Genomic DNA, 18,690 nt, shown 5'->3' with positions numbered 1-18,690 from the left:
CCGGTGCAGACCGGTAGTGATTGATAAAAGAAAAGGAAGCAGAAATGGCGGTATTTAACAACAGTGCCCAGAAATTTATTCAGCGTAATCGTGCACCAAGAGTACAAATAGAATATGACGTAGAGATTTATGGTTCTGAGAAAAAAATTGAATTGCCATTTGTAATGGCAGTGCTTGCTGATTTATCCGGTAAACCGGCAGAAGACTTGCCGCCGGTTGGGGAGCGTAAATTCCTAACCATTGATATTGATAATTTTGATGAGCGAATGAAAGCCATTCAACCACGTGTCGCTTTTGCTGTACCGAATACCCTATCTGGTGAAGGGCAGCTGATGGTAGATATCACTTTCGAAAGTATGGAAGATTTTTCTCCGGCAAGAGTGGCTCAGAAAGTTGATGCACTCAAACAATTACTGGATGCACGTACTCAGCTGGCAAACCTGCAGACTTATATGGATGGTAAATCCGGAGCAGAGAATCTGGTTAACCAGCTGTTACAGAATCCTAGTCTTCTACAGGCATTAGCCAAAGCACCTAAACCCCAGCCTGCAGCAGGAGATAACCAAGCTTCAGCATCTGCTGATACCGAATAATAACCCAAGTTCAAAGTCTATTTGTACGTATTGATTGAGGAGCATTCATGGCTACGCAGTCCCAACAACAATCAGATGTTGCACTGGCAGAGCGCCCAGTTGCACAATCCGAATTTAGTAATTTACTGACCAAAGAATTCAAACCAAAAACTGATCAGGCAGCTAAAGCAGTTGAACAGGCAGTGAAAACATTAGCCGAACAGGCTTTGTCACACTCAGTTACCATCAGTGATGACGCCTACAAAAGTATCGAGGCTATTATCGCTGAAATCGACCATAAGCTTTCCGAACAAATTAATCTCATCCTGCATCATGAAGCTTTCCAGAAACTGGAATCATCTTGGCGTGGCTTGTTTCATCTGGTTTCTAATACCGAGGTGGATGAACATCTGAAAATACGTTTCATGAATTTGTCTAAAAATGATTTACGGCGCAGCATGAAACGGTTTAAAGGTATTGCTTGGGATCAAAGTCCGTTATTCAAACAGATTTATGAAGAAGAATATGGACAATTGGGTGGTGAACCCTATGGTTGCATGATTGCAGACTATTATTTCGATCATACCCCACCGGATGTTGATTTATTGGGTTCGGTAGCCAAAGTGGCTTCTGCTTCACATATGCCGTTTATTGCAGGTGCTTCACCTTCTGTGCTGCAAATGGATTCATGGCAGGAACTAGCTAATCCACGTGATTTAACTAAAATTGTTACCCAGAATTTGGAATATGCTCCGTGGAATTCTTTACGTGCCAGTGAAGATTCGCGTTATCTTGGTCTGGCGATGCCGCGCTTTCTTGCTCGCTTACCATACGGTATTAACACCAATCCAGTCGATGAATTCGATTTTGAAGAAGATACAGACGGGTCTGATCACCGTAAATATGTGTGGAGCAATGCAGCTTACGCAATGGGTGTCAATATCAACCGGTCATTTAAAAATTTCGGTTGGTGTACCATGATTCGCGGCGTAGAGTCTGGTGGTGCTGTGGAAAATCTGCCTTGTCATACATTTCCTACTGATGACGGTGGCGTAGATATGAAATGTCCGACTGAAATTGCTATCTCAGACCGTCGTGAAGCTGAATTATCTAAAAATGGTTTTATTCCTCTGATTCACCGTAAAAACACAGATTATGCTGCTTTCATCGGTGCTCAGTCTTTGCAAAAACCTCAGGAATACTACGATCCTGATGCAACAGCCAACGCCAATCTATCCGCACGCTTACCCTATCTATTTGCCTGCTCACGCTTTGCGCATTTTTTGAAATGTATTGTACGTGACAAAATCGGCTCATTTAAAGAGCGTGAGGATATGCAGCGCTGGCTGAATGAATGGATTATGAATTATGTTGATGCCGATCCGGTAAATTCTTCACAGGAAACCAAAGCGCGTCGTCCGCTGGCTGCTGCTGAAGTGGTGGTAGAAGAAGTGGAAGGAAATCCTGGTTATTACGATGCTAAATTTTTCCTGCGGCCTCACTTTCAGCTAGAAGGCTTAACCGGTTCTTTACGTCTGGTTGCTAAGTTGCCATCTGTGAAACAGACAGCGACTGAATAGCATGATTTTGATCAATACCCAGATAAGATAAAAGCTATTTATTTCTGAGCCCACATTAAATGAGTACAGGTTGATTCCAGATATCCGGATGCCAGCAAAGTCGTGAAGATTTTCAGCATTATTGAAAAGTAATAATGAAAATGAAAAGCAAAATCTTGAACAATATGTTGTTTGTATTCTGTTTTGGTTTTGTGCAAACAGCGGCTGCTTACGAACTGGTTTGTCCAGAGTCTGTTAAGGTAAAAGCTGGTATTCCGGAGTTGGAGTCAGTGCCTCTTAATTGGGTGGTATCTAAATACAAAGACACATTATTAAGACTGGATGGTGCAGGAGTCTATAGTGGAAAACCTGTTGATTTAGCTCAGTTAAAACCACAACCTATTGTCGTAAAGGGTAAAAAGCATTATCCGGCTTGGGAAGTAGACAGTAAGCTTATTTAGATTGCGTAGGTTCTTGGCTAAGCTGCTCATATAACCATAATCAGGTGCAACTGACTAGAAGCATTGATTCAACTATGAAAGTTTGCTGGGCAGTTTATTCTAAAGATTCTCAGGGCGGATTACTTGCAAAACTAAAATGTCAGTAATTCAGTTTTTCAATAAATAATTTTTCCGCGATAGTCGTGTATGACGCTAAGCGGATGATGTAGTACTTCTTTAATAGTAAACAACAAAGGAGCCAATATGGCACACGACATTTTCTTGAAAATTGATGGCATTGACGGAGAATCTCCGGATGCACAACATAAAAATGAAATTCAGGTATTAAACTGGAACTGGGGAATCACTCAGGAATCTTCTATGCAGTCTGGTAGTGGTTTGGGTACCGGTCGGGCGACGGTTCATGACCTGCAATTTGAACATTACATTGATCGTTCCAGTCCTAATCTAATGAAATACTGTTTAACTGGTAAGCATATTCCAGAAGCAAAACTAGTGATGCGTAAAGCAGGTGGAACACCTTTAGAATACCTGAAAATCACAATGAATGACCTGATTGTATCAAGTGTAATGCCTTCCGGTAGCAGCACTGATGAGCAGAATCCGCGTGAAATGGTGCGTTTATCTTTCTCTAAAGTGAAGCAGGAATATGTTGTACAGAATCAGCAGGGCGGCAGTGGCGGTACTGTAACTGCTCAATACGACATCAAGGCCAATAAAGAAGCCTAAGATTAAGTAATGCCTCATCTGTCATGTGTTTGAAGGCAAATTGTTTTTCAATGCAATAAGGATCATCAGAGAGCCTAAAAATTCTCTGATGATATTGACTAATTTGGTCGGAAAATAGCTATCTGGCATTACCATAAATGGTGATGGAATTTGAATAAAATATATCAGTGTTATCGGGAACTATATCGAACTGGCCGCTTTATCTTAATCTGCATTTTGTTTTTGAGTGTAGTTGGTTGCCGGTCTGTGCAGGATGTAAAAGAACAAACACGTCTGGAATTGCATATTGAAGCTGCTGACAATGTTAATCCTGATGAAAAAGGTCGTGCTGCGCCTATTCAAGTACGCATATACGAATTAAAAAATGACAACGCATTTACATCTGCAGATTTTTACACACTACAGGATAATGATAAATCAGTACTAGGTAATGATCTGCTCGTAAGCGATGAATTTATCTTGCGGCCGGGAGAAATCAAAACCATCCGGCGCAGAACCAATCCTGAAACGACAGTTATTGGCGTATTGGCTGGTTACCGCAGTCTTACGCGTTCTCAGTGGCGTGAAACCTACAGACTGGCCGATGCTCCATATGCAACTTGGTATCGGGAATGGTGGCCACTGAAAAAAGCAAAGCTGGATATAAATATCGGACAGAGGGCCATAGTGGTCACTGAAGTGGATTAAAGCAGAGGAATTTCTCTAAATGAGTTGGTATAACCGTGTAGTCTGGAGTGAAGGGCAATTTCTGCTGCCACAGATTTTCCAGCAACAAGAACGCTATCTGGAACATTTTGCACATAGTCGCAGTGTGCCGTTATCGCCTTTTTTCTGGGGTTTCAGTCGCTACGATATAGATCACGAAGCGTTGAATTTAGGTAAACTGGTATTAAAAGATGTGGCTGGTGTATTTCCCGACGGTACGCCTTTTGAAGCGCCTGGGCACACATTGCTGCCTCCGCCGTTGACTATTCAGCCAGAGCATCTTGAACAACTAATTTATCTTGCTTTGCCTATCCGCACACCAAATGCTGAAGAGACCAGTTTTGAAGATAATTCGGAGTCGCTTGCTCGTTTTGCTGTATTTGAAAGCGATGTGCGAGATGCAAACTCTATCGGACTTGGCGCAAAAACAGTTCAGCTCAGCCATTTGCGATTAAGGCTGATGCCGCAGAAAGCGTTGACAGATGCCTGGATAGGATTGCCAATTGCCCGTATCAGTACTTTACGGGCAGACGGTGGGGTTGAGATAGACAGCACTGTCATCCCACCTGTTACTCACTATACCGCCAGTACCTTGCTACAGACCTGGCTTTCACAGATCCATGATTTGACACATCTGCGAGCCGATTCACTTGCTGATAGACTTACAGGCAGACAAGGTAAAGGCTCAGAGGCGGCTGAGGTATCCGACTATTTGCTTTTGCAAATTCTAAACCGTTATGAACCTTTACTACACCATGTGCAGAAAGTTGGCGCCACTTCACCGGAATTTATCTATCGGCAGTTGATTTGCATGGCAGGTGAGCTATCGACTTTCGTTAGACCACATACACGGCGCCCAATTGAGCATTTACCATATCGTCATGATGCACCTTATTATTGTCTGAAACCAGTTGTCGATGATGTTCAGCATTTGTTAAATGCAGTATTGATTCGTAGTGCGCAGCATATTCGACTAGAGGATGCGGCTTACGGAGTCAAGAATGCAGTGGTTGAACCCACAGAACTGCGTGGCTTTAATGCTCTGGTATTGGCCGTTAAGGCTCAGATCCCTCCAGATATTTTGGTACATCAATTTGCTGCACAGACCAAAATAGGTCCTTCAGATCGTTTGCCGGAGCTGATTCGTTCTCATCTACCGGGGATGGCATTGCAGGCATTACCTGTACCTCCCCGTCAGATTCCTTTTAATGCCGGCTATGTTTATTTTGAGCTATTACGTGATGGTCCGTTATGGGAACATATTGCTCATTACGGTGGATTGGCCATGCACATTGCCGGTGAATTTCCTGGCTTACTAATTGAACTTTGGGGAGTGCGTGATCAATGAATGAGTTCGATACCATTCTCAATGGTACAGGCGCTAAGAAAGAGCAAATACCTGATGCTTCAGCTACAGAGTCTTTATCACAATCACAACATGGTTATGAGTTTGAGCGTCTTGCGGATACATCTTGGTTCGGAGAACAACAATCAGCCAAATTGGCAGACAATATCGATGCAGGACCAGACAGTAAATTACGTCTGGCAGCAATTGAAGCGGCCGATAATCCTCTGCTGGAAGCAGCACAGCCCTTGTTGCTCGCACTGGCCAATATGCCGGCTCAACTTGATTCATACGATAATGGCATTGAAAGTCTGCGTGAACTGCTTATACGCGAAGTGCACATTTATCAAACTTTATGTGATCGGGCAAATTTGAGGCGTGAACACGTACTGGCGGTACGTTATTGTGTTTGCACAGCTCTGGATGAGGCTGCCAATAAAACATCATGGGGAGGTGGAGGAGCATGGGCTAGAAAAAGCCTGCTCATTGTTTTTCATAACGAAAGCTATGGTGGCGAAAAAATATTTCTATTAATTGGCCGTCTTTCTCCAAATCCAATTGAATACGGAGACGTATTAGAAGTCATCTACCGAATTTTAAGTTTGGGGTTTGAAGGGCGGTATAGTGTTCGTCCGGATGGGCGTAAACAGCTTGATTTGATTCGTCAGCAATTGCTATCCATCATCAGCAGTGGCCGGGATCCGGTTGCCCGGGATTTATCTCCACACTGGTATGCAGATGCATCTGGTAAGTTTCGTCGACTGCGTTCGTTGCCAGTATGGATCAGTGCTGTATTTTTTTGCTGTCTGTTATTGGCCATTTTTGTCTGGTTTAAATTTCAGATTGTGGATACTGATACAAGATTACAACAACGAATTGCTGCTATAGGTAAAGCGGTGCCACCACCAGTAACGACTGGTGTATTGCGGCTGAAAGCTTTACTTAAAGATGAAATTGAACGTGGTGTAGTCAGCGTTAATGAAAATGCTCAGCAAAGTCAGGTAACATTTCTTGGTGATTTCATGTTTGTTCCGGGCAAGAAAACAGTAAATCCCAAAATAATGCCAGTACTGGATAAAGTAGCCAGTGAAATAAACAAAGTATCAGGTACTGTGACTGTAACTGGACATACTGACAATCAACCTATTCATACTGCTGAATTTCCTTCTAATCAGGTTTTATCTGAAAAAAGGGCAGCAGAAGTGGCCGCTTTGTTAGTAAACAAAGGGGTAGCGGAATCACGATTGAAAATTGTCGGTTTGGGTGATAGTGCACCAGTAGAAGATAACAATACAGCAGAAGGCCGTGCAAAAAATCGTCGTGTAGATATTTTGGTAACTGAGTGAACCAAATTTTGTATTAATTACATTCGCCGTTAAAAAAGGTATGAAAATGCGGTTACTGAATAATATTGTCAAGCTTTCTTTATGTATTTGGTTAGGCTTGTTTAGTGTTATATCTTTTGCATCTGTTTTGGATAATGATGAACCAATTATCGTTGAACAAATCAGGCAGCAGTTGGCTGAACCAGTAAATGCAGCAAGAATTTCGGATGCTCAGGTAAAAGATATTATTCGTCATAATCTTGATAGCAGGCTTGGAACATCACTGCATAATGCCTATGGCATTAATTTACAAAGCATTTCATCAGATAATGCACTTGCACCTATACAATTGGGATTTTTAGAACTCAGCTATTCAGACGAAACAGCCGCTGCACAAGCTATAAAATCACTGGGCAAAACTCGTTTTTTTAAGCACAGCAAAATTCTGGTTCCATTTTCTGTAGTCATGATAGGAAGTAAATTGCAGATTTTATTTACTGAAAACGCCGGAAGCCGTCGCGCACAAGCAATTATTGATAAATTTTCGAAGTATTAAGACAAGAACTTGGAAACTTCCAGTTAAAAAATAGTATTAATTTAAAAAGGTTGTAGGGCATAAACCCATAGGTGGTAGCAACTGAATTTGTGCAGAGGTCATATACCTCAGTAAAAATTTATTATCAACCCGCCTAGATAGATAGCTAAAGCAAATAACATGCAAAAAATTTTAGATTTTCTTTTTTCCCGCCGCATGCTGGCAATTATCGGTATTATTTTATTAGCACTGATAGTCTGGTTTGTGGGACCTTTGCTGACGTTTGGTGGATTGCATCCTTTTGCATCAATGTCTACGCGCATTGTCACCATTCTGATTCTGTTCGCATTTCTGTTTCTATGGTTTAAGAACTGGTCGTTATCGGCTATCTGGGTTGCAGCTTTATGTGTACTGATATGGAAAGCAGCGCCTCTGCTTGCATATGGTCAGACCAAACCATTTGCACCAGCATGGACTCGAGCCATGTTGATTGGCATCGTTTTGTTTTGTTATGCGCTGTATGGTTTGTACCGACTATGGTTGGCTTTACGTGTAGATGAGCAGTTGCTGCAAAAAATTCTGCGTCCGCGTGGCGATAAACCTGTTGTTTCTGAAGCTCGTGAAGATCAGCGTGCGGTTACCAATATTGTCTCACGTGCCGTTGAGCAGCTTAAGCAATTGCGTATTGGTAAGCCGGGACTTGGTATACGCCGTATTTTTGAAGGTAAACGCTATTTATATGAGCTGCCGTGGTACATGATTATTGGTGCGCCCGGTGATGGTAAAACAACAGCTTTAATGAATGCTGGCCTGCAATTTCCACTGGCAGAGCAAATGGGACAATCAGCGGAAGCCTTTGCGGTGCCCGGCAAAGGCGGCACGGTACATTGTGACTGGTGGTTTACCAATGAAGCCGTGTTAATTGATACTGCTGGACGTTATGTTCGCCATGATGATGGCGGTTCTGCTGATACTACTTCCCGTAATGCTGAGGAATGGCTTGGGTTTCTCGGTCTTCTGCGCAAATATCGTCCGCGCGCACCAATTAATGGTGTACTTTTAACAGTCAATGTAGCTGATCTGGCCGGTAAATCTGAAGCTGAGCGTATCACTGCTGCGGCAGCATTAAGAGCGCGTCTGGGAGAGCTCCGAACCGAATTAGGTATTCAGTTTCCGGTATATTTGGTGGTAACCAAAATGGATCTTCTGCCTGGTTTCACCGATTACTTTAACTCCCTAACTACTGAGGGGCGTGCACAAATATGGGGTTTCACTTTACCGTATGATCAGAAACAGCAAAAAAATGATTTTGATAAGCTGCGTTCAAATTGTGAAAGTGAGCTGAAGCTACTAACGCAAAGACTAGATCAGGGTGTAGATAATCGTTTACAGGAAGAATACGATGTACAGCGCAGATGTAATCTTTATGCTCTGCCACAGGAATTTGCTGCGCTTGCTGAACCATTACTAGATATTATAGAACGCGTATTTCTTGATTCTAAATTTGATGCAACCCAATTGCACAATACGCTCAGAGGTGTGTATTTTACTAGTGCAGCTCAAGCGCCAGCTCATGCTACAGCTGATCGCCTATCCCTAATGCAACGTTTATGGCGGGCTATCAAGCGTGACCCAGCATATACTGAAAAAAACAGCCTTTATGCAAATACAGTACCGCCTACAGGCAATCGCAGCTATTTTCTACATGATTTGCTGACCAAACTCATTTTTCAGGAGCCAAACCTGGTTCAACCCAATCTACAATGGGAAATGCGTTATCGCGTAATGCGATTTACCGGTCATTTATTGGTACTGATTATATTCCTTTGGCTAGTACAGGGTATGTATACCAGTTATGGTAAAAATAGTAATTATCTTGCAGCAGTTAATGTTAAAGCAGCTGCGCTTGCTGAAAAAGTGCGCGTTTATTCCCGTAAGCCTACTACAACAGCTGTACCAGATATTTTGAATTCAGCCCGTGAGCTGGCTGCATACCCCGGACTAGATCCGGATAAACCACCAACCAGTTTCCGATATGGTTTGTATAGCGTACCGCCGGTAATCAGTAGCGCCGCCTCCACTTATGACCAGCTACTGGATCAGCTGCTACTGCCACCTGTGGTTCGTGGTGTTGAAAGTACCCTTTCCAATGCTATTGCACAGAAAGATACTAAAGCAACCTATGATGCCTTACGTGTCTATCTGCTACTTAATCTGGATGCAGATCATCAGGATAAGTTTAACGCTGCTGAAATTCAGGCATGGATATTGAAAGACTGGCAACAAAACGATACCGCTGCAGCTTTTGGTGGAAGTGCCAGTATTTATGAGCATCTGGGTGCACTTTTTGATGGTAGCCGTGTCATACATTCGCCATTTGCCAAAAATGATGCCTTGATTCGTAGTGCAAGGGAGTTGTTGGAAGGTAGTACCAGTACCGAGCGAATCTACGACCGAGCCAAAGTTGCTATGAGTGATGAGGCACCAGAAGACTTTACGATTGTACGTGCAGTAGGTGCTGATGCCGGTATGGTTTTTGTTCGTGCCAGTGGCGAACCGCTTGATCGCGGTATTCCTGGCCTGTTTACTGTACAGGGTTATAGGGATTTATTTGATAAACGCATCTCTGAATTTGTTGCTGCCGCTTATGCAGATGACGAATGGGTTATGGGCAGGGAAACTGCTGCTTCTCAAAAAAAAACTGCTGAACGTGCCCAGCAGCTGGTTCAGAAGGTTAACGGAGATGATGACCCTTTAATCAAAGAGGTGCGGCGGCTTTATTTAACAGAATACACTTCGCGCTGGCAGGCTTTTCTTGAAGATATTCACAGCGTGAATAGTACCGGTGCTGACAATAGTCCCAGTCTGGCTTTTGACTTACAGACATTGCGTACATTTGCTGCTCCCGATTCGCCACTGATGCGGCTTTCCAAAGCAGTTGTAGAACAAACAACGCTGGTACCACCTATGGACAAAAATACCAGTCAAAAAATTCTGGCTGAACGAGCCGAGCAACGATTATCAGGCAATACCCGTGAAGCCGTACAGACAGCCAAATTGTTGAAAAATGTACGTCCTGAAGAGCAGTTAGAAAAAACACTAGTCGATAATCGATTTGCTGCATTACGCGAAGTTGTCACCGGCGCTGCCGATATGCAAAACAGTAATGCAGGCAGCAGGCCGCAGAAATTAGACAACGTACTGAGTCTGCTCAATGAATATTACAATCAATTAATGATAGCAGATAATGCTTTAGCTGCTAACACTTTACCTCCCAAAATTGATGCTGCAGAAAAATTACGGCTTGAAGCAGTCAAAATGCCAGCACCTTTACAAAATATCTTGCTCGATCTAACCAATCAAGGGGCCCGTAAACTGAATCTGGCATCAGGAGAGGTACTTAGCCGGCAAATGGAGGCCATGATAGGCGGAAATTGTCGCAATGTAATTGATGGCCGTTATCCCTTTGCGGCCAGTAATCAGGAAGTAAGTGCGGACGATTTTAACCGTATATTTGCCAGTGGCGGACTGCTTGACGATTTTTTCAATAAACAGCTCGCATCACAAGTAGACATCACTTCTAATCCATGGCGTTACAAACAATCTGAAGGAAGCAACACACCTTTACCGGGACCAAGTTTGGCACCGTTCCAGCAGGCAAAACGCATTCGGGAAGCATTTTTTCAGGAGCAGGGAGCTCGGAAAATGTCTTGGAGTATGGATATTAAAGTTGTTGAACTGGATCCCACAATTACAGACTTGATTATAGATATTGACGGACAATCACAACGTTATATGCATGGACCGGTGCGTCCACTACACATTACCTGGCCAGGTCCGAGAAATGGTTCCATGGCTGAAATAACGGCCAATCCGCGCATACGTCAGGATAGCTCAACAATTATCACCAGCGGGCCATGGGCGCTTTTCCGGCTGCTAAACAAAGGCCGAATCATCAGCAGTATGAGTGACAGCCGCCATTTGGTTGAGTTTAAATTTGATGGTCGCCGTGTAGTGCTCGAAATATCTTCCAGTGTAGATTTTAATCTACAGAGTGCAAACAACCCATTACGTGGATTTACCTGCCCAGTAGGAGGTAGTACGCCATGATAGGTATACCGCGCATCTCGTCACCTGCTATTTGGGGAAAATTACCCGACAGGGGCGATTATGTTCGCTATAGAGCACAAGGACAGGAAATTGATGAATGGCGGATATGGTTGAATAAGCAGGAATGGCTGCAGCCTCAAAAAGATAATATTAAGGATAAACATGATTGGCTGTACCTGACGCCCGATTTTGGGCAGGAAAGTCCCGTACTGCATGCTTTACCATGGAGTTTTGTGTTAGCTCCCGGAATATTGCCATTTTCAGGACGATCCTGGGTAATCGGGGTGATGAGTCCTTCTGCAGACAGCATTGGTCGTTCTTATCCTTTGGTGATTTATCAGACAGTCAATCAGTCATGGCTGCAACGATATCTGAACACACCATTGGGCTGGCTATATTGGCTGGCACAGTTAGTGGCAGGATATGTCAAACCAACCAAAAAAAATACAAAAGATCTAGCTAGTCAATTAGATAAATTGTGGGAAATTCATAGTCCAAAATGGGGTGGCTGGTTTGCCAGAGCACAAGTAGGAAATCAGACGGCCTGTCGCGAACTGACAGGTAAGACAAAAGAGGAAGATACCGAATTTTGCGGTGTACATTATTTGCCTTGGGCTAATTGGCCGCACGTGGTTTGGGAGTCATTGTCCGCAGAAGGGTGGTTCTGGCAGCAAGATGGAAGGGGCGGATTTCTAGATGCAAGAAGCCTAGGCAATAGTGTTTGGAAGGAATAAAAATGCCAACTAAAAAAGGAGCGTCCCGGTTATTGACAACAGGAGAAATATCTATGGTGACATCGTTATTTAAAACGGCAATCACGACAAGCGATGTCAGAATTCATAACGATAAATATTTACGATTTCAGGACGAAAATACAGCTATGACACCCAATGGAGAATTATATTGGCCACAAACACATTTTAGAGAGGATTATTCAATTGAAACAGTTGATTATATTCACTGGTTTATGCATGAAATGACACATGTTTGGCAATATCAAATGGGAATGTCAGTTAAAATTCGCGGTTTGTTTAGTTTTGCGATAGAGTACAATTATGATTTAGAAAAAGGAAATTTATTGTCTGGATATAGAATGGAACAACAGGCATGCATTTTGTCTGATTATTATATTTTGGATCGATTTGGGTTTGATTCTTGGTATGACCGAACAAGACAAAAGCATAAAGGTGACCGTTTTACAAATAAACAATATGGAAAAGATTTTTGGATGAAAATATATAGCAACACGCTGTCACTATTTCTAAAAAATCCGAAAGATCAAAAGGCGTTATTCGAGTGAAAAGCAAATTGAAAAACTGGATATTGGTAGTGAGCATATTACCTTTAGTCACAGGATTTAGTTGTCATCGAAAAATGATGTATACGCCTGATATTACTCTAAAAAAAGATGGTCAGCCATGTATCAGTATACCCTTGCACGAAGTTAATTTTTTAAATAAAAACAAGCAGTTTGATTTAATAACAGCAGACGTATTTCAAGTAGGTGTTGGCACGCTTTGGGAAAAAAAATATTATGACTCATCAAAACCTTATAAAATTCAAGCAGGTAAGTGCATAGGTTTTGAATACCATTTTCAAAAAAATATCGTTTATTCTATTGGTTTTATATCTGCAGCCAGTGGAAGCAAGGAGTTTGAAAATGGCGACCAAAAAATATGGGCTAGAGATTTGCGAATTACAACTAATACTGATGGCTCGGCAAAACTTTTATTAGATATTGAAGCTAGAGAAAATAATTAAATAAAAATAATCTACAAATAGTATGTTTTGAATTTTTGCTTTTCTTGTAAAAAAATTATATAAATCAAATATCTAATAGAAAATTTATCTGCAATTGAAGAGTTTTACAGATAGTTTTATTTTATCTGCATCTTTAATTTAGTCTAGCTCCTTTGGAATATCCAATAGATAGAAAAGTGTTATTCAAATGAAACTAAGATTGAATATGTACCTGTTGGTTAGTTTCATATTATTGTACATAACTGGGTGTTATTTTCATCGCCCGATGGTTTCTAAACCCGATATTGTTTTAAAAAATAATGGACAGCCATGCATTAGTATACCGGCACTACTGATAAATTTTGATCGTAAAAAAACAGTTTGACATAATAACAACAGAGGTATTTCAAGAAGGTGTCGGGCAATTATGAATGAAAGATTATTTTGATCCGCTAAATTTTGGCTTACCAAAAAAATATTATGTTGTGAGTGGAGAGTGTATACGCTTTGACTATCATTTCCAGAATAATATTGTCTATTCAATCAATTTTGAATCAAGTATTAGAGGAAACGATGAATCAAAGGATATGACGCAAAAAACATGGGCAAGAGAATTTCGTATATTCAAAGATAATCATGGTAATGTAAAATTATGGTTAGATTCTAGTGCCAAAAAAACAAATATAATTAAACGAAAATAAATACATTAATCATGATTTTTAAATTTGCAATTATTATGTTCTGCAAAATGCGCTTTTGAGAACCAAAAGAGGTCGAGTAATTTTATTAAAATGACAATAGTTTAGAAAATTGTATTATATCTAATATTTATCGGTTGATAAAGCGGGAGATGTAATCGTTTGCTCTCAGGGTACTATGAAGAAATAATTATAATTAATTCAAAATATTACGCATTATATTAATAACCATTACAATCAAAATAGAAATTTGTTTTGTGATGGTTCGGATAATTTTCCTAAAAAGTGAAAATATGATGTATTAAAACTGTCGCCCAAAAAATAAGTCTGAAGAATACCTCAAATACAGTCATTCAAAGATATATGATTTATAGCTATTGCTACTAGTAAAAAATACAGAATTTTGAATTTGTCATTATGATCAGATATTAATAATTATGTCAAAATACTATTATTCTGTTTGCTTTAAATTGAAAACTAAATTAAATCATAGATGCCTGTGCTTATCATTTTCTAAATCAACCAGATTTGCAGATAGTTAAGTTGTTGTAAAAGATTAATTTAGAAATCTACAAATTCGCTTTATTTCAAAAATAATGTCTTATATTGTGTAAATATTATATATAATAAAGTTTTATTTGGTTAAAAGGTGTTTTAAAGATTTATGCTAAATTAATGCTGAATGATTAAACATTTTTTGCATCTTTTTTTCTTCAATAAAGGTTTTATTGTTGGGAGATTAAAGTGCGGTGTGAATATTGAATAGAGTAGTACAAACTTATTTGCAATATGAAATAGCCAAAATTATAGCCAGATGTAAATTGTATTCAGGCGGGTTAATCAGTCAATATTGGAGAGATGGAGATAGTACATAAGTTAACGGTAGACGCGTCCAGATAAAAATATTTTTGTCTTTTATGCACCGGTTTAGTTTGCTATTCAAGAAACGTCAATAATCGCACTTGCTGGAAGAAATAATCTGGTTCAGAAAGTCATTTTCTAAATAATTATTTGATTTAAACCATTTAGAATGGGTTTGCATATCATGTTGGAAAAAAGGCCGTCCGCTGAATAAGTAATCAATACTGAAACATGCGCCGATATTGCATGTAATTAAATCTATGGCGCAATAATGATGGGGAAAAACCATGAGTATAAAACCAGAGTCAGATGAACAGCTTCTGCCGGTGAATTCACTTACCCGTACACCTGGGTTTGTAAGCAACCAAACAGTATCTCCAGATATTGGAGAGCTGGTGCAAAATGGTGTTGAACAGGTGGCGGACAAATTGGCTGAAAAAGCTAATACGACTATCGCTCAAACTAAAAAAGCCATAGATACAGCTACAGATGCTATGGAGGCTATAGGAAGTATAGGGACAGCATCTCCACTGATGAAAGCAGCACAGGCAGCAGTAGCAGGTAGTTCGGTACCAGTTAGTGCACAGGATATTGTGGATGCTGTAACTGGTGGAAGCAGTGGTGGTACACGTACAGTGAATGTCAGTGGTGCTGCCGTCCCTGCTGGTATGCTTACTTTTGCCAGTATGAACGGACAAGAAACTTTAAGTGAGTTATTTAGCTACACCATTCAACTTAAGACTCCTGATAAGCTGAATATTGGCTACTTCGCGCCTAGTTCTAATTTGCCATTAAAATCAATGGTAGGTAAGGATCTGACTGTTGATATAGAGCTTGAAAACGGTAGTAAACGCTATATCAGCGGGTTGGTTACGGCTGCTCGCGTTGTGGGGCATCAGGGACGGGGTGTGGTTTATGAGCTGCGTCTTGAGCCATGGCTAGAGCTGGCTACCCGTACCAGTGATTACAAGATATTTCAGAATAAAAGCGTAGTAGAGATTATCGATGAAGTTTTAAGTGAGTATCCATTTGAGATGGAAAAACGACTTACTGAAACTTATCCGAAGCGCAATTTTCAGGTTCAGTATGGTGAAACCGATTATGATTTCCTGCAACGTTTGATGCAAGAATTCGGTATATATTATTTCTTTGAACATAGTGCTGGTAGTCATAAACTAGTGTTAGTCGATGCTATTGGTTCTCATCAACCTTGTCCCGGAGCTGCATCTGTAAGTTTTCATCAGCAGGGTTTAAAGCTGGATGAAGAGTTTATCCATACTATTGCAGCGAAAGAATCCCTGCGTACCGGTAAATGGGTATTAGATGATTTCGATTTTCAGAAACCAAAAGCCAAACTTACAAGTACAGTAGCTAAACCACGTGAGACTGGGCATCCTGATTATGAGCATTATGAATGGCCTGGTGATTATTTTGAAAAAGACGAAGGCGAATTCCTGACTAAAGTACGTATGGAAGCGCAGAAATCTTTAGGCAGCCGAGTTTATGGCAGTGGCAATATACGTACCCTGGTGACAGGCTGTACTTTCAATTTAGAAAACTGCCCTACAGTTGAAGCAAATCAAGAATATCTGGTTGTTGAAAGTGTGCTTGTGATTGAGGATATGGGGGAATACAGTGGTCAGGGACAACATTTCGGATACAACACAAGTTTTGAACTATTACCAACCAGTGAAGTTTTCCGTCCGCAGCGTACTATAAAAAAACCACATACCCATGGCCCGCAAAGTGCCATTGTGACAGGTCCGGCAGGAGAGGAAATCTGGACAGACAAATATGGCCGAGTGAAAGTGCAATTTCTCTGGGATCGTTACGGCCAGTGGGATGAAAACAGCTCGTGTTGGGTACGTGTTACACAGCCGTGGGCAGGTAAGGGGTTCGGCGGTATGCAGATACCGCGAATAGGTCAGGAAGTCATTGTTGATTTTAAAAATGGTGATCCGGATTTACCAATTATCACTGGCCGAGTGTACAACGCTGATACCATGCCAGCATGGGGGTTACCTGACAACAAAACTCAAAGCGGAATGTTCAGTCATTCGATCGGAGGCGGGCCTGATAATGCCAATGCTTTGCGATTTGAAGATAAACCGGGGCAAGAGGAGCTCTGGTTGCATGCTGAAAAAGACCAGCGTATTGAAGTTAATAATGATGAAAGTCATTCAGTAGCAAATAATCGTACAAAATCAATTGGTAATGATGAAGTCATTAGCGTAGGCAACGACCGTACAACTTTGATCAGTAATGATTGTCTTCGTGCTGTTAAAGCCAATGACACAGTTTTGATTGGAGAAAACAAATCGACTAGTGTCAGTAATGATTTTGTACTTGCTGCAGGGACAACCATACGCTTGTCATGCGGAAAAACTGTACTTGAGCTCCATGCCGATGGGCAATTTAATATTACCTGTGAAAATTTCAATATCACGGCAGCACAAAGTGGCCAGATTAATACACTTGGTAAACTACTGGATTTGAATATGGACGGGGGAAGTGCTGCGGCTCAACCTGGCTCTGATGGAGATAAAGGCAATATTGATAGTGCAGTAAATCAGATATTTTCACCACCGGCATAAAATAAGAATATATAAAGGGCAACTTAATGCAATACCAAACAAATGATACCGAATTTCAGATTCCAGACCCTGACATCAAAGATGTTTCATTAAATATTATCAAATTTAAAAATTTAGGTACATCATTGGTTTTGAGTCGCAGCGAACTTGGAGAAGAGGAAACGCTTGAATCCAGCCTGGATGACCAGTTAAAACGACTTGAAAGCTCTGTAAAAGGATTGAAATTTCATCAGAAAAACAAAATCAGTTTCGGAAAAAATCAGAATATTGAGGCATTTGAGTTAAGTAACCAGTTTATTAAGGGTGCAGAAAAAGTTTTCCAGTATCAGCTGGTGTGTCTTATTCCCGGTACTCGAACTATGTTTGCGATGAGTTATGTAAAAAATACCAATCTGGGCGAAGCGGAATTAGCCCATTGGGAATTAATTAAACAAAATTTTGAATTTAAAAAATAATGATTTGAGAGAGGAGCAACCATGGGACAGGCATATTGGGCTGCCCGAGAGGGAGATATACTTCTGCATACTTCATTATTGGCAGATATAGCAGGCGCAGCTGTTGAAATGGCCTGTTATGCTGCTATTACAGCTGCAGCTAGTCTTGCTGTATTCGGAACATTAGCCACTGGCGGACTTGCTGGCTTTGCTTTAGGTGTTGTAGTTGGTGTCGTAATGGGTGTATCAGGAGGTAGCAACAAAATTTCAGAGTTAGCAGACTCGGTTAGCGGTTTATTTCCACCATCTGAAGATGGCAAAATTAAAACAGGATCGCCCAATACCCGCACCAATACAAAACCTTCCGCTAGAGCAGCAGGGATAATCAAACCGGAACCACAGCAAACTTCAAACAGTGACAAACCACAACAACCTAAAAGTTTTGTAGATGTTGCGGCTGGCTTCTTAGGCGGACTATGGCATACTGTCAAAGAAATGGTAAGGCCAACGGTANCGATCCCAGAGCAGAACCCAGAGATGACGACAAAATACTTTGCCGCAAACATCCGCATCCGTTCGGCACAGATGAATATCTCGCCGAAGGTTCCCGCAAAGTCTACATCAACAGCCAGCCGGCCGTACGCAGCAACGACCGCAGCACTTGTGAAGCCAAAGTTACCGATGACCATGCCGGCGGCGTCAAAGTATCCAGCAACGTACGCATCGGTGGCAAACCCATCGTCGTGCGTGAAATCAGAAGCGGCAAACATCCGGTTGGCCTGATGATATCTGTAGCCATGGCTTTGATGCGTCCCGGCAAAATCTGTACCAAAATCGGCTGTTTTGCCACAGACTTTCTTATTGGTGCAGCCAGTAGTTATTTGACATCGAAAGCAATTCAAGCAGTTACAACCCATAACCCCGTCCACCTCCCCACCGGTGCCAAACTCCTCTTCGGCACCGAAGAGCTCGACTTCACCCTTCCCGCCCATCTGCCCCTCCAATGGCAACGCTTCTACAGC

Annotated in this window: 17 protein-coding genes and 1 pseudogene; 17 read left to right on the top strand and 1 reads right to left on the bottom strand. The window is 41.4% G+C overall.

What is annotated here, in order from left to right:
* Nucleotides 1-44: 44 nt before the first annotated feature.
* The 16 genes and pseudogenes from tssB (at nucleotide 45) to J3U67_RS06640 (ending at nucleotide 17,689) form a co-directional block, all read left to right on the top strand.
* Complete coding sequence (gene tssB / locus J3U67_RS06710; RefSeq protein WP_100141422.1) at nucleotides 45-593, top strand: type VI secretion system contractile sheath small subunit; 549 nt, start codon at nucleotides 45-47, stop codon at nucleotides 591-593.
* A gap of 47 nt (nucleotides 594-640) precedes the next feature.
* Nucleotides 641-2,152 carry a type VI secretion system contractile sheath large subunit gene (gene tssC, locus J3U67_RS06705; RefSeq protein ID WP_100141421.1) on the top strand — a complete coding sequence of 504 codons (1,512 nt, stop codon included), beginning with the start codon at nucleotides 641-643 and terminating at the stop codon, nucleotides 2,150-2,152.
* 140 nt (nucleotides 2,153-2,292) lie between these two features.
* Complete coding sequence (locus J3U67_RS06700) at nucleotides 2,293-2,592, top strand: STY0301 family protein (protein ID WP_267404422.1); 300 nt, start codon at nucleotides 2,293-2,295, stop codon at nucleotides 2,590-2,592.
* A 20-nt stretch (nucleotides 2,593-2,612) separates the two neighbouring features.
* Nucleotides 2,613-2,738: pseudogene (locus tag J3U67_RS09230) on the top strand (STY0301 family protein); the annotation flags it as partial.
* 97 nt (nucleotides 2,739-2,835) lie between these two features.
* Nucleotides 2,836-3,321: an Hcp family type VI secretion system effector gene (locus J3U67_RS06695; RefSeq protein ID WP_100141419.1), complete on the top strand. Its 486-nt coding sequence runs from the start codon at nucleotides 2,836-2,838 to the stop codon at nucleotides 3,319-3,321.
* Between the two features lie 150 nt (nucleotides 3,322-3,471).
* Nucleotides 3,472-4,008 carry a type VI secretion system lipoprotein TssJ gene (gene tssJ, locus J3U67_RS06690; RefSeq protein ID WP_100141418.1) on the top strand — a complete coding sequence of 179 codons (537 nt, stop codon included), beginning with the start codon at nucleotides 3,472-3,474 and terminating at the stop codon, nucleotides 4,006-4,008.
* A 19-nt stretch (nucleotides 4,009-4,027) separates the two neighbouring features.
* The gene (gene tssK / locus J3U67_RS06685) at nucleotides 4,028-5,374 is read left to right on the top strand and encodes a type VI secretion system baseplate subunit TssK (RefSeq protein ID WP_100141417.1); all 1,347 of its coding nucleotides are present in this window, start codon (nucleotides 4,028-4,030) and stop codon (nucleotides 5,372-5,374) included.
* Nucleotides 5,371-6,717, top strand: coding sequence for a type VI secretion system protein TssL, long form (tssL, locus tag J3U67_RS06680; RefSeq protein WP_267392061.1), 1,347 nt, complete (start codon nucleotides 5,371-5,373; stop codon nucleotides 6,715-6,717). The genes tssK and tssL overlap by 4 nt, the downstream gene beginning before the upstream one ends.
* Before the next feature lie 46 nt (nucleotides 6,718-6,763).
* A complete protein-coding gene (locus J3U67_RS06675) occupies nucleotides 6,764-7,252 on the top strand; it encodes a hypothetical protein (protein ID WP_267404420.1) in 489 nt (162 codons plus the stop codon).
* 159 nt (nucleotides 7,253-7,411) lie between these two features.
* Nucleotides 7,412-11,341, top strand: a complete 3,930-nt coding sequence (tssM, locus tag J3U67_RS06670) for a type VI secretion system membrane subunit TssM (RefSeq protein WP_267392057.1) — start codon at nucleotides 7,412-7,414, stop codon at nucleotides 11,339-11,341.
* A complete protein-coding gene (gene tagF, locus J3U67_RS06665) occupies nucleotides 11,338-12,075 on the top strand; it encodes a type VI secretion system-associated protein TagF (protein WP_267392055.1) in 738 nt (245 codons plus the stop codon). Before tssM ends, tagF begins: the two co-directional genes overlap by 4 nt.
* Before the next feature lie 2 nt (nucleotides 12,076-12,077).
* Entirely contained in the window at nucleotides 12,078-12,641 is a 564-nt protein-coding gene (locus tag J3U67_RS06660) for a hypothetical protein (RefSeq protein ID WP_267404418.1), read from the top strand.
* A gap of 29 nt (nucleotides 12,642-12,670) precedes the next feature.
* Entirely contained in the window at nucleotides 12,671-13,102 is a 432-nt protein-coding gene (locus J3U67_RS06655; protein WP_267392053.1) for a putative T6SS immunity periplasmic lipoprotein, read from the top strand.
* A gap of 410 nt (nucleotides 13,103-13,512) precedes the next feature.
* Nucleotides 13,513-13,782: a putative T6SS immunity periplasmic lipoprotein gene (locus tag J3U67_RS06650; protein WP_267404416.1), complete on the top strand. Its 270-nt coding sequence runs from the start codon at nucleotides 13,513-13,515 to the stop codon at nucleotides 13,780-13,782.
* Between the two features lie 1,145 nt (nucleotides 13,783-14,927).
* The gene (locus J3U67_RS06645; protein WP_267404414.1) at nucleotides 14,928-17,234 is read left to right on the top strand and encodes a type VI secretion system Vgr family protein; all 2,307 of its coding nucleotides are present in this window, start codon (nucleotides 14,928-14,930) and stop codon (nucleotides 17,232-17,234) included.
* Between the two features lie 26 nt (nucleotides 17,235-17,260).
* On the top strand, nucleotides 17,261-17,689 hold the full coding sequence (locus tag J3U67_RS06640) for a DcrB-related protein (protein WP_267392048.1): 429 nt from the start codon (nucleotides 17,261-17,263) through the stop codon (nucleotides 17,687-17,689).
* 116 nt (nucleotides 17,690-17,805) lie between these two features.
* Here J3U67_RS06640 and J3U67_RS06635 read toward each other — a convergent pair whose 3' ends face one another.
* Nucleotides 17,806-18,090, bottom strand: coding sequence for a hypothetical protein (locus tag J3U67_RS06635; protein ID WP_267404412.1), 285 nt, complete (start codon nucleotides 18,088-18,090; stop codon nucleotides 17,806-17,808).
* 54 nt (nucleotides 18,091-18,144) lie between these two features.
* On the opposite strand from J3U67_RS06635, the gene J3U67_RS06630 reads away from it, so the two are divergent.
* Nucleotides 18,145-18,690: DUF6531 domain-containing protein (locus tag J3U67_RS06630; protein WP_267404410.1), on the top strand; the 546-nt coding region annotated here is incomplete at its 3' end.

Origin of the sequence: Snodgrassella sp. B3837 (genome assembly GCF_026535955.1) — a bacterium.
In the GTDB taxonomy this organism is placed as follows: Bacteria; Pseudomonadota; Gammaproteobacteria; order Burkholderiales; family Neisseriaceae; genus Snodgrassella; species Snodgrassella alvi_E.
This window is presented reverse-complemented; position numbering and strand designations above follow the sequence as displayed.

Coding starts and splice junctions, on each gene's coding strand:
- tssB (WP_100141422.1), top strand. CDS start 45: ATGGCGGTATTTAACAACAGTGCCCAGAAATTTATTCAGCGTAATCGT.
- tssC (WP_100141421.1), top strand. CDS start 641: ATGGCTACGCAGTCCCAACAACAATCAGATGTTGCACTGGCAGAGCGC.
- J3U67_RS06700 (WP_267404422.1), top strand. CDS start 2,293: ATGAAAAGCAAAATCTTGAACAATATGTTGTTTGTATTCTGTTTTGGT.
- J3U67_RS06695 (WP_100141419.1), top strand. CDS start 2,836: ATGGCACACGACATTTTCTTGAAAATTGATGGCATTGACGGAGAATCT.
- tssK (WP_100141417.1), top strand. CDS start 4,028: ATGAGTTGGTATAACCGTGTAGTCTGGAGTGAAGGGCAATTTCTGCTG.
- tssL (WP_267392061.1), top strand. CDS start 5,371: ATGAATGAGTTCGATACCATTCTCAATGGTACAGGCGCTAAGAAAGAG.
- J3U67_RS06675 (WP_267404420.1), top strand. CDS start 6,764: ATGCGGTTACTGAATAATATTGTCAAGCTTTCTTTATGTATTTGGTTA.
- tssM (WP_267392057.1), top strand. CDS start 7,412: ATGCAAAAAATTTTAGATTTTCTTTTTTCCCGCCGCATGCTGGCAATT.
- tagF (WP_267392055.1), top strand. CDS start 11,338: ATGATAGGTATACCGCGCATCTCGTCACCTGCTATTTGGGGAAAATTA.
- J3U67_RS06660 (WP_267404418.1), top strand. CDS start 12,078: ATGCCAACTAAAAAAGGAGCGTCCCGGTTATTGACAACAGGAGAAATA.
- J3U67_RS06650 (WP_267404416.1), top strand. CDS start 13,513: ATGAAAGATTATTTTGATCCGCTAAATTTTGGCTTACCAAAAAAATAT.
- J3U67_RS06645 (WP_267404414.1), top strand. CDS start 14,928: ATGAGTATAAAACCAGAGTCAGATGAACAGCTTCTGCCGGTGAATTCA.
- J3U67_RS06640 (WP_267392048.1), top strand. CDS start 17,261: ATGCAATACCAAACAAATGATACCGAATTTCAGATTCCAGACCCTGAC.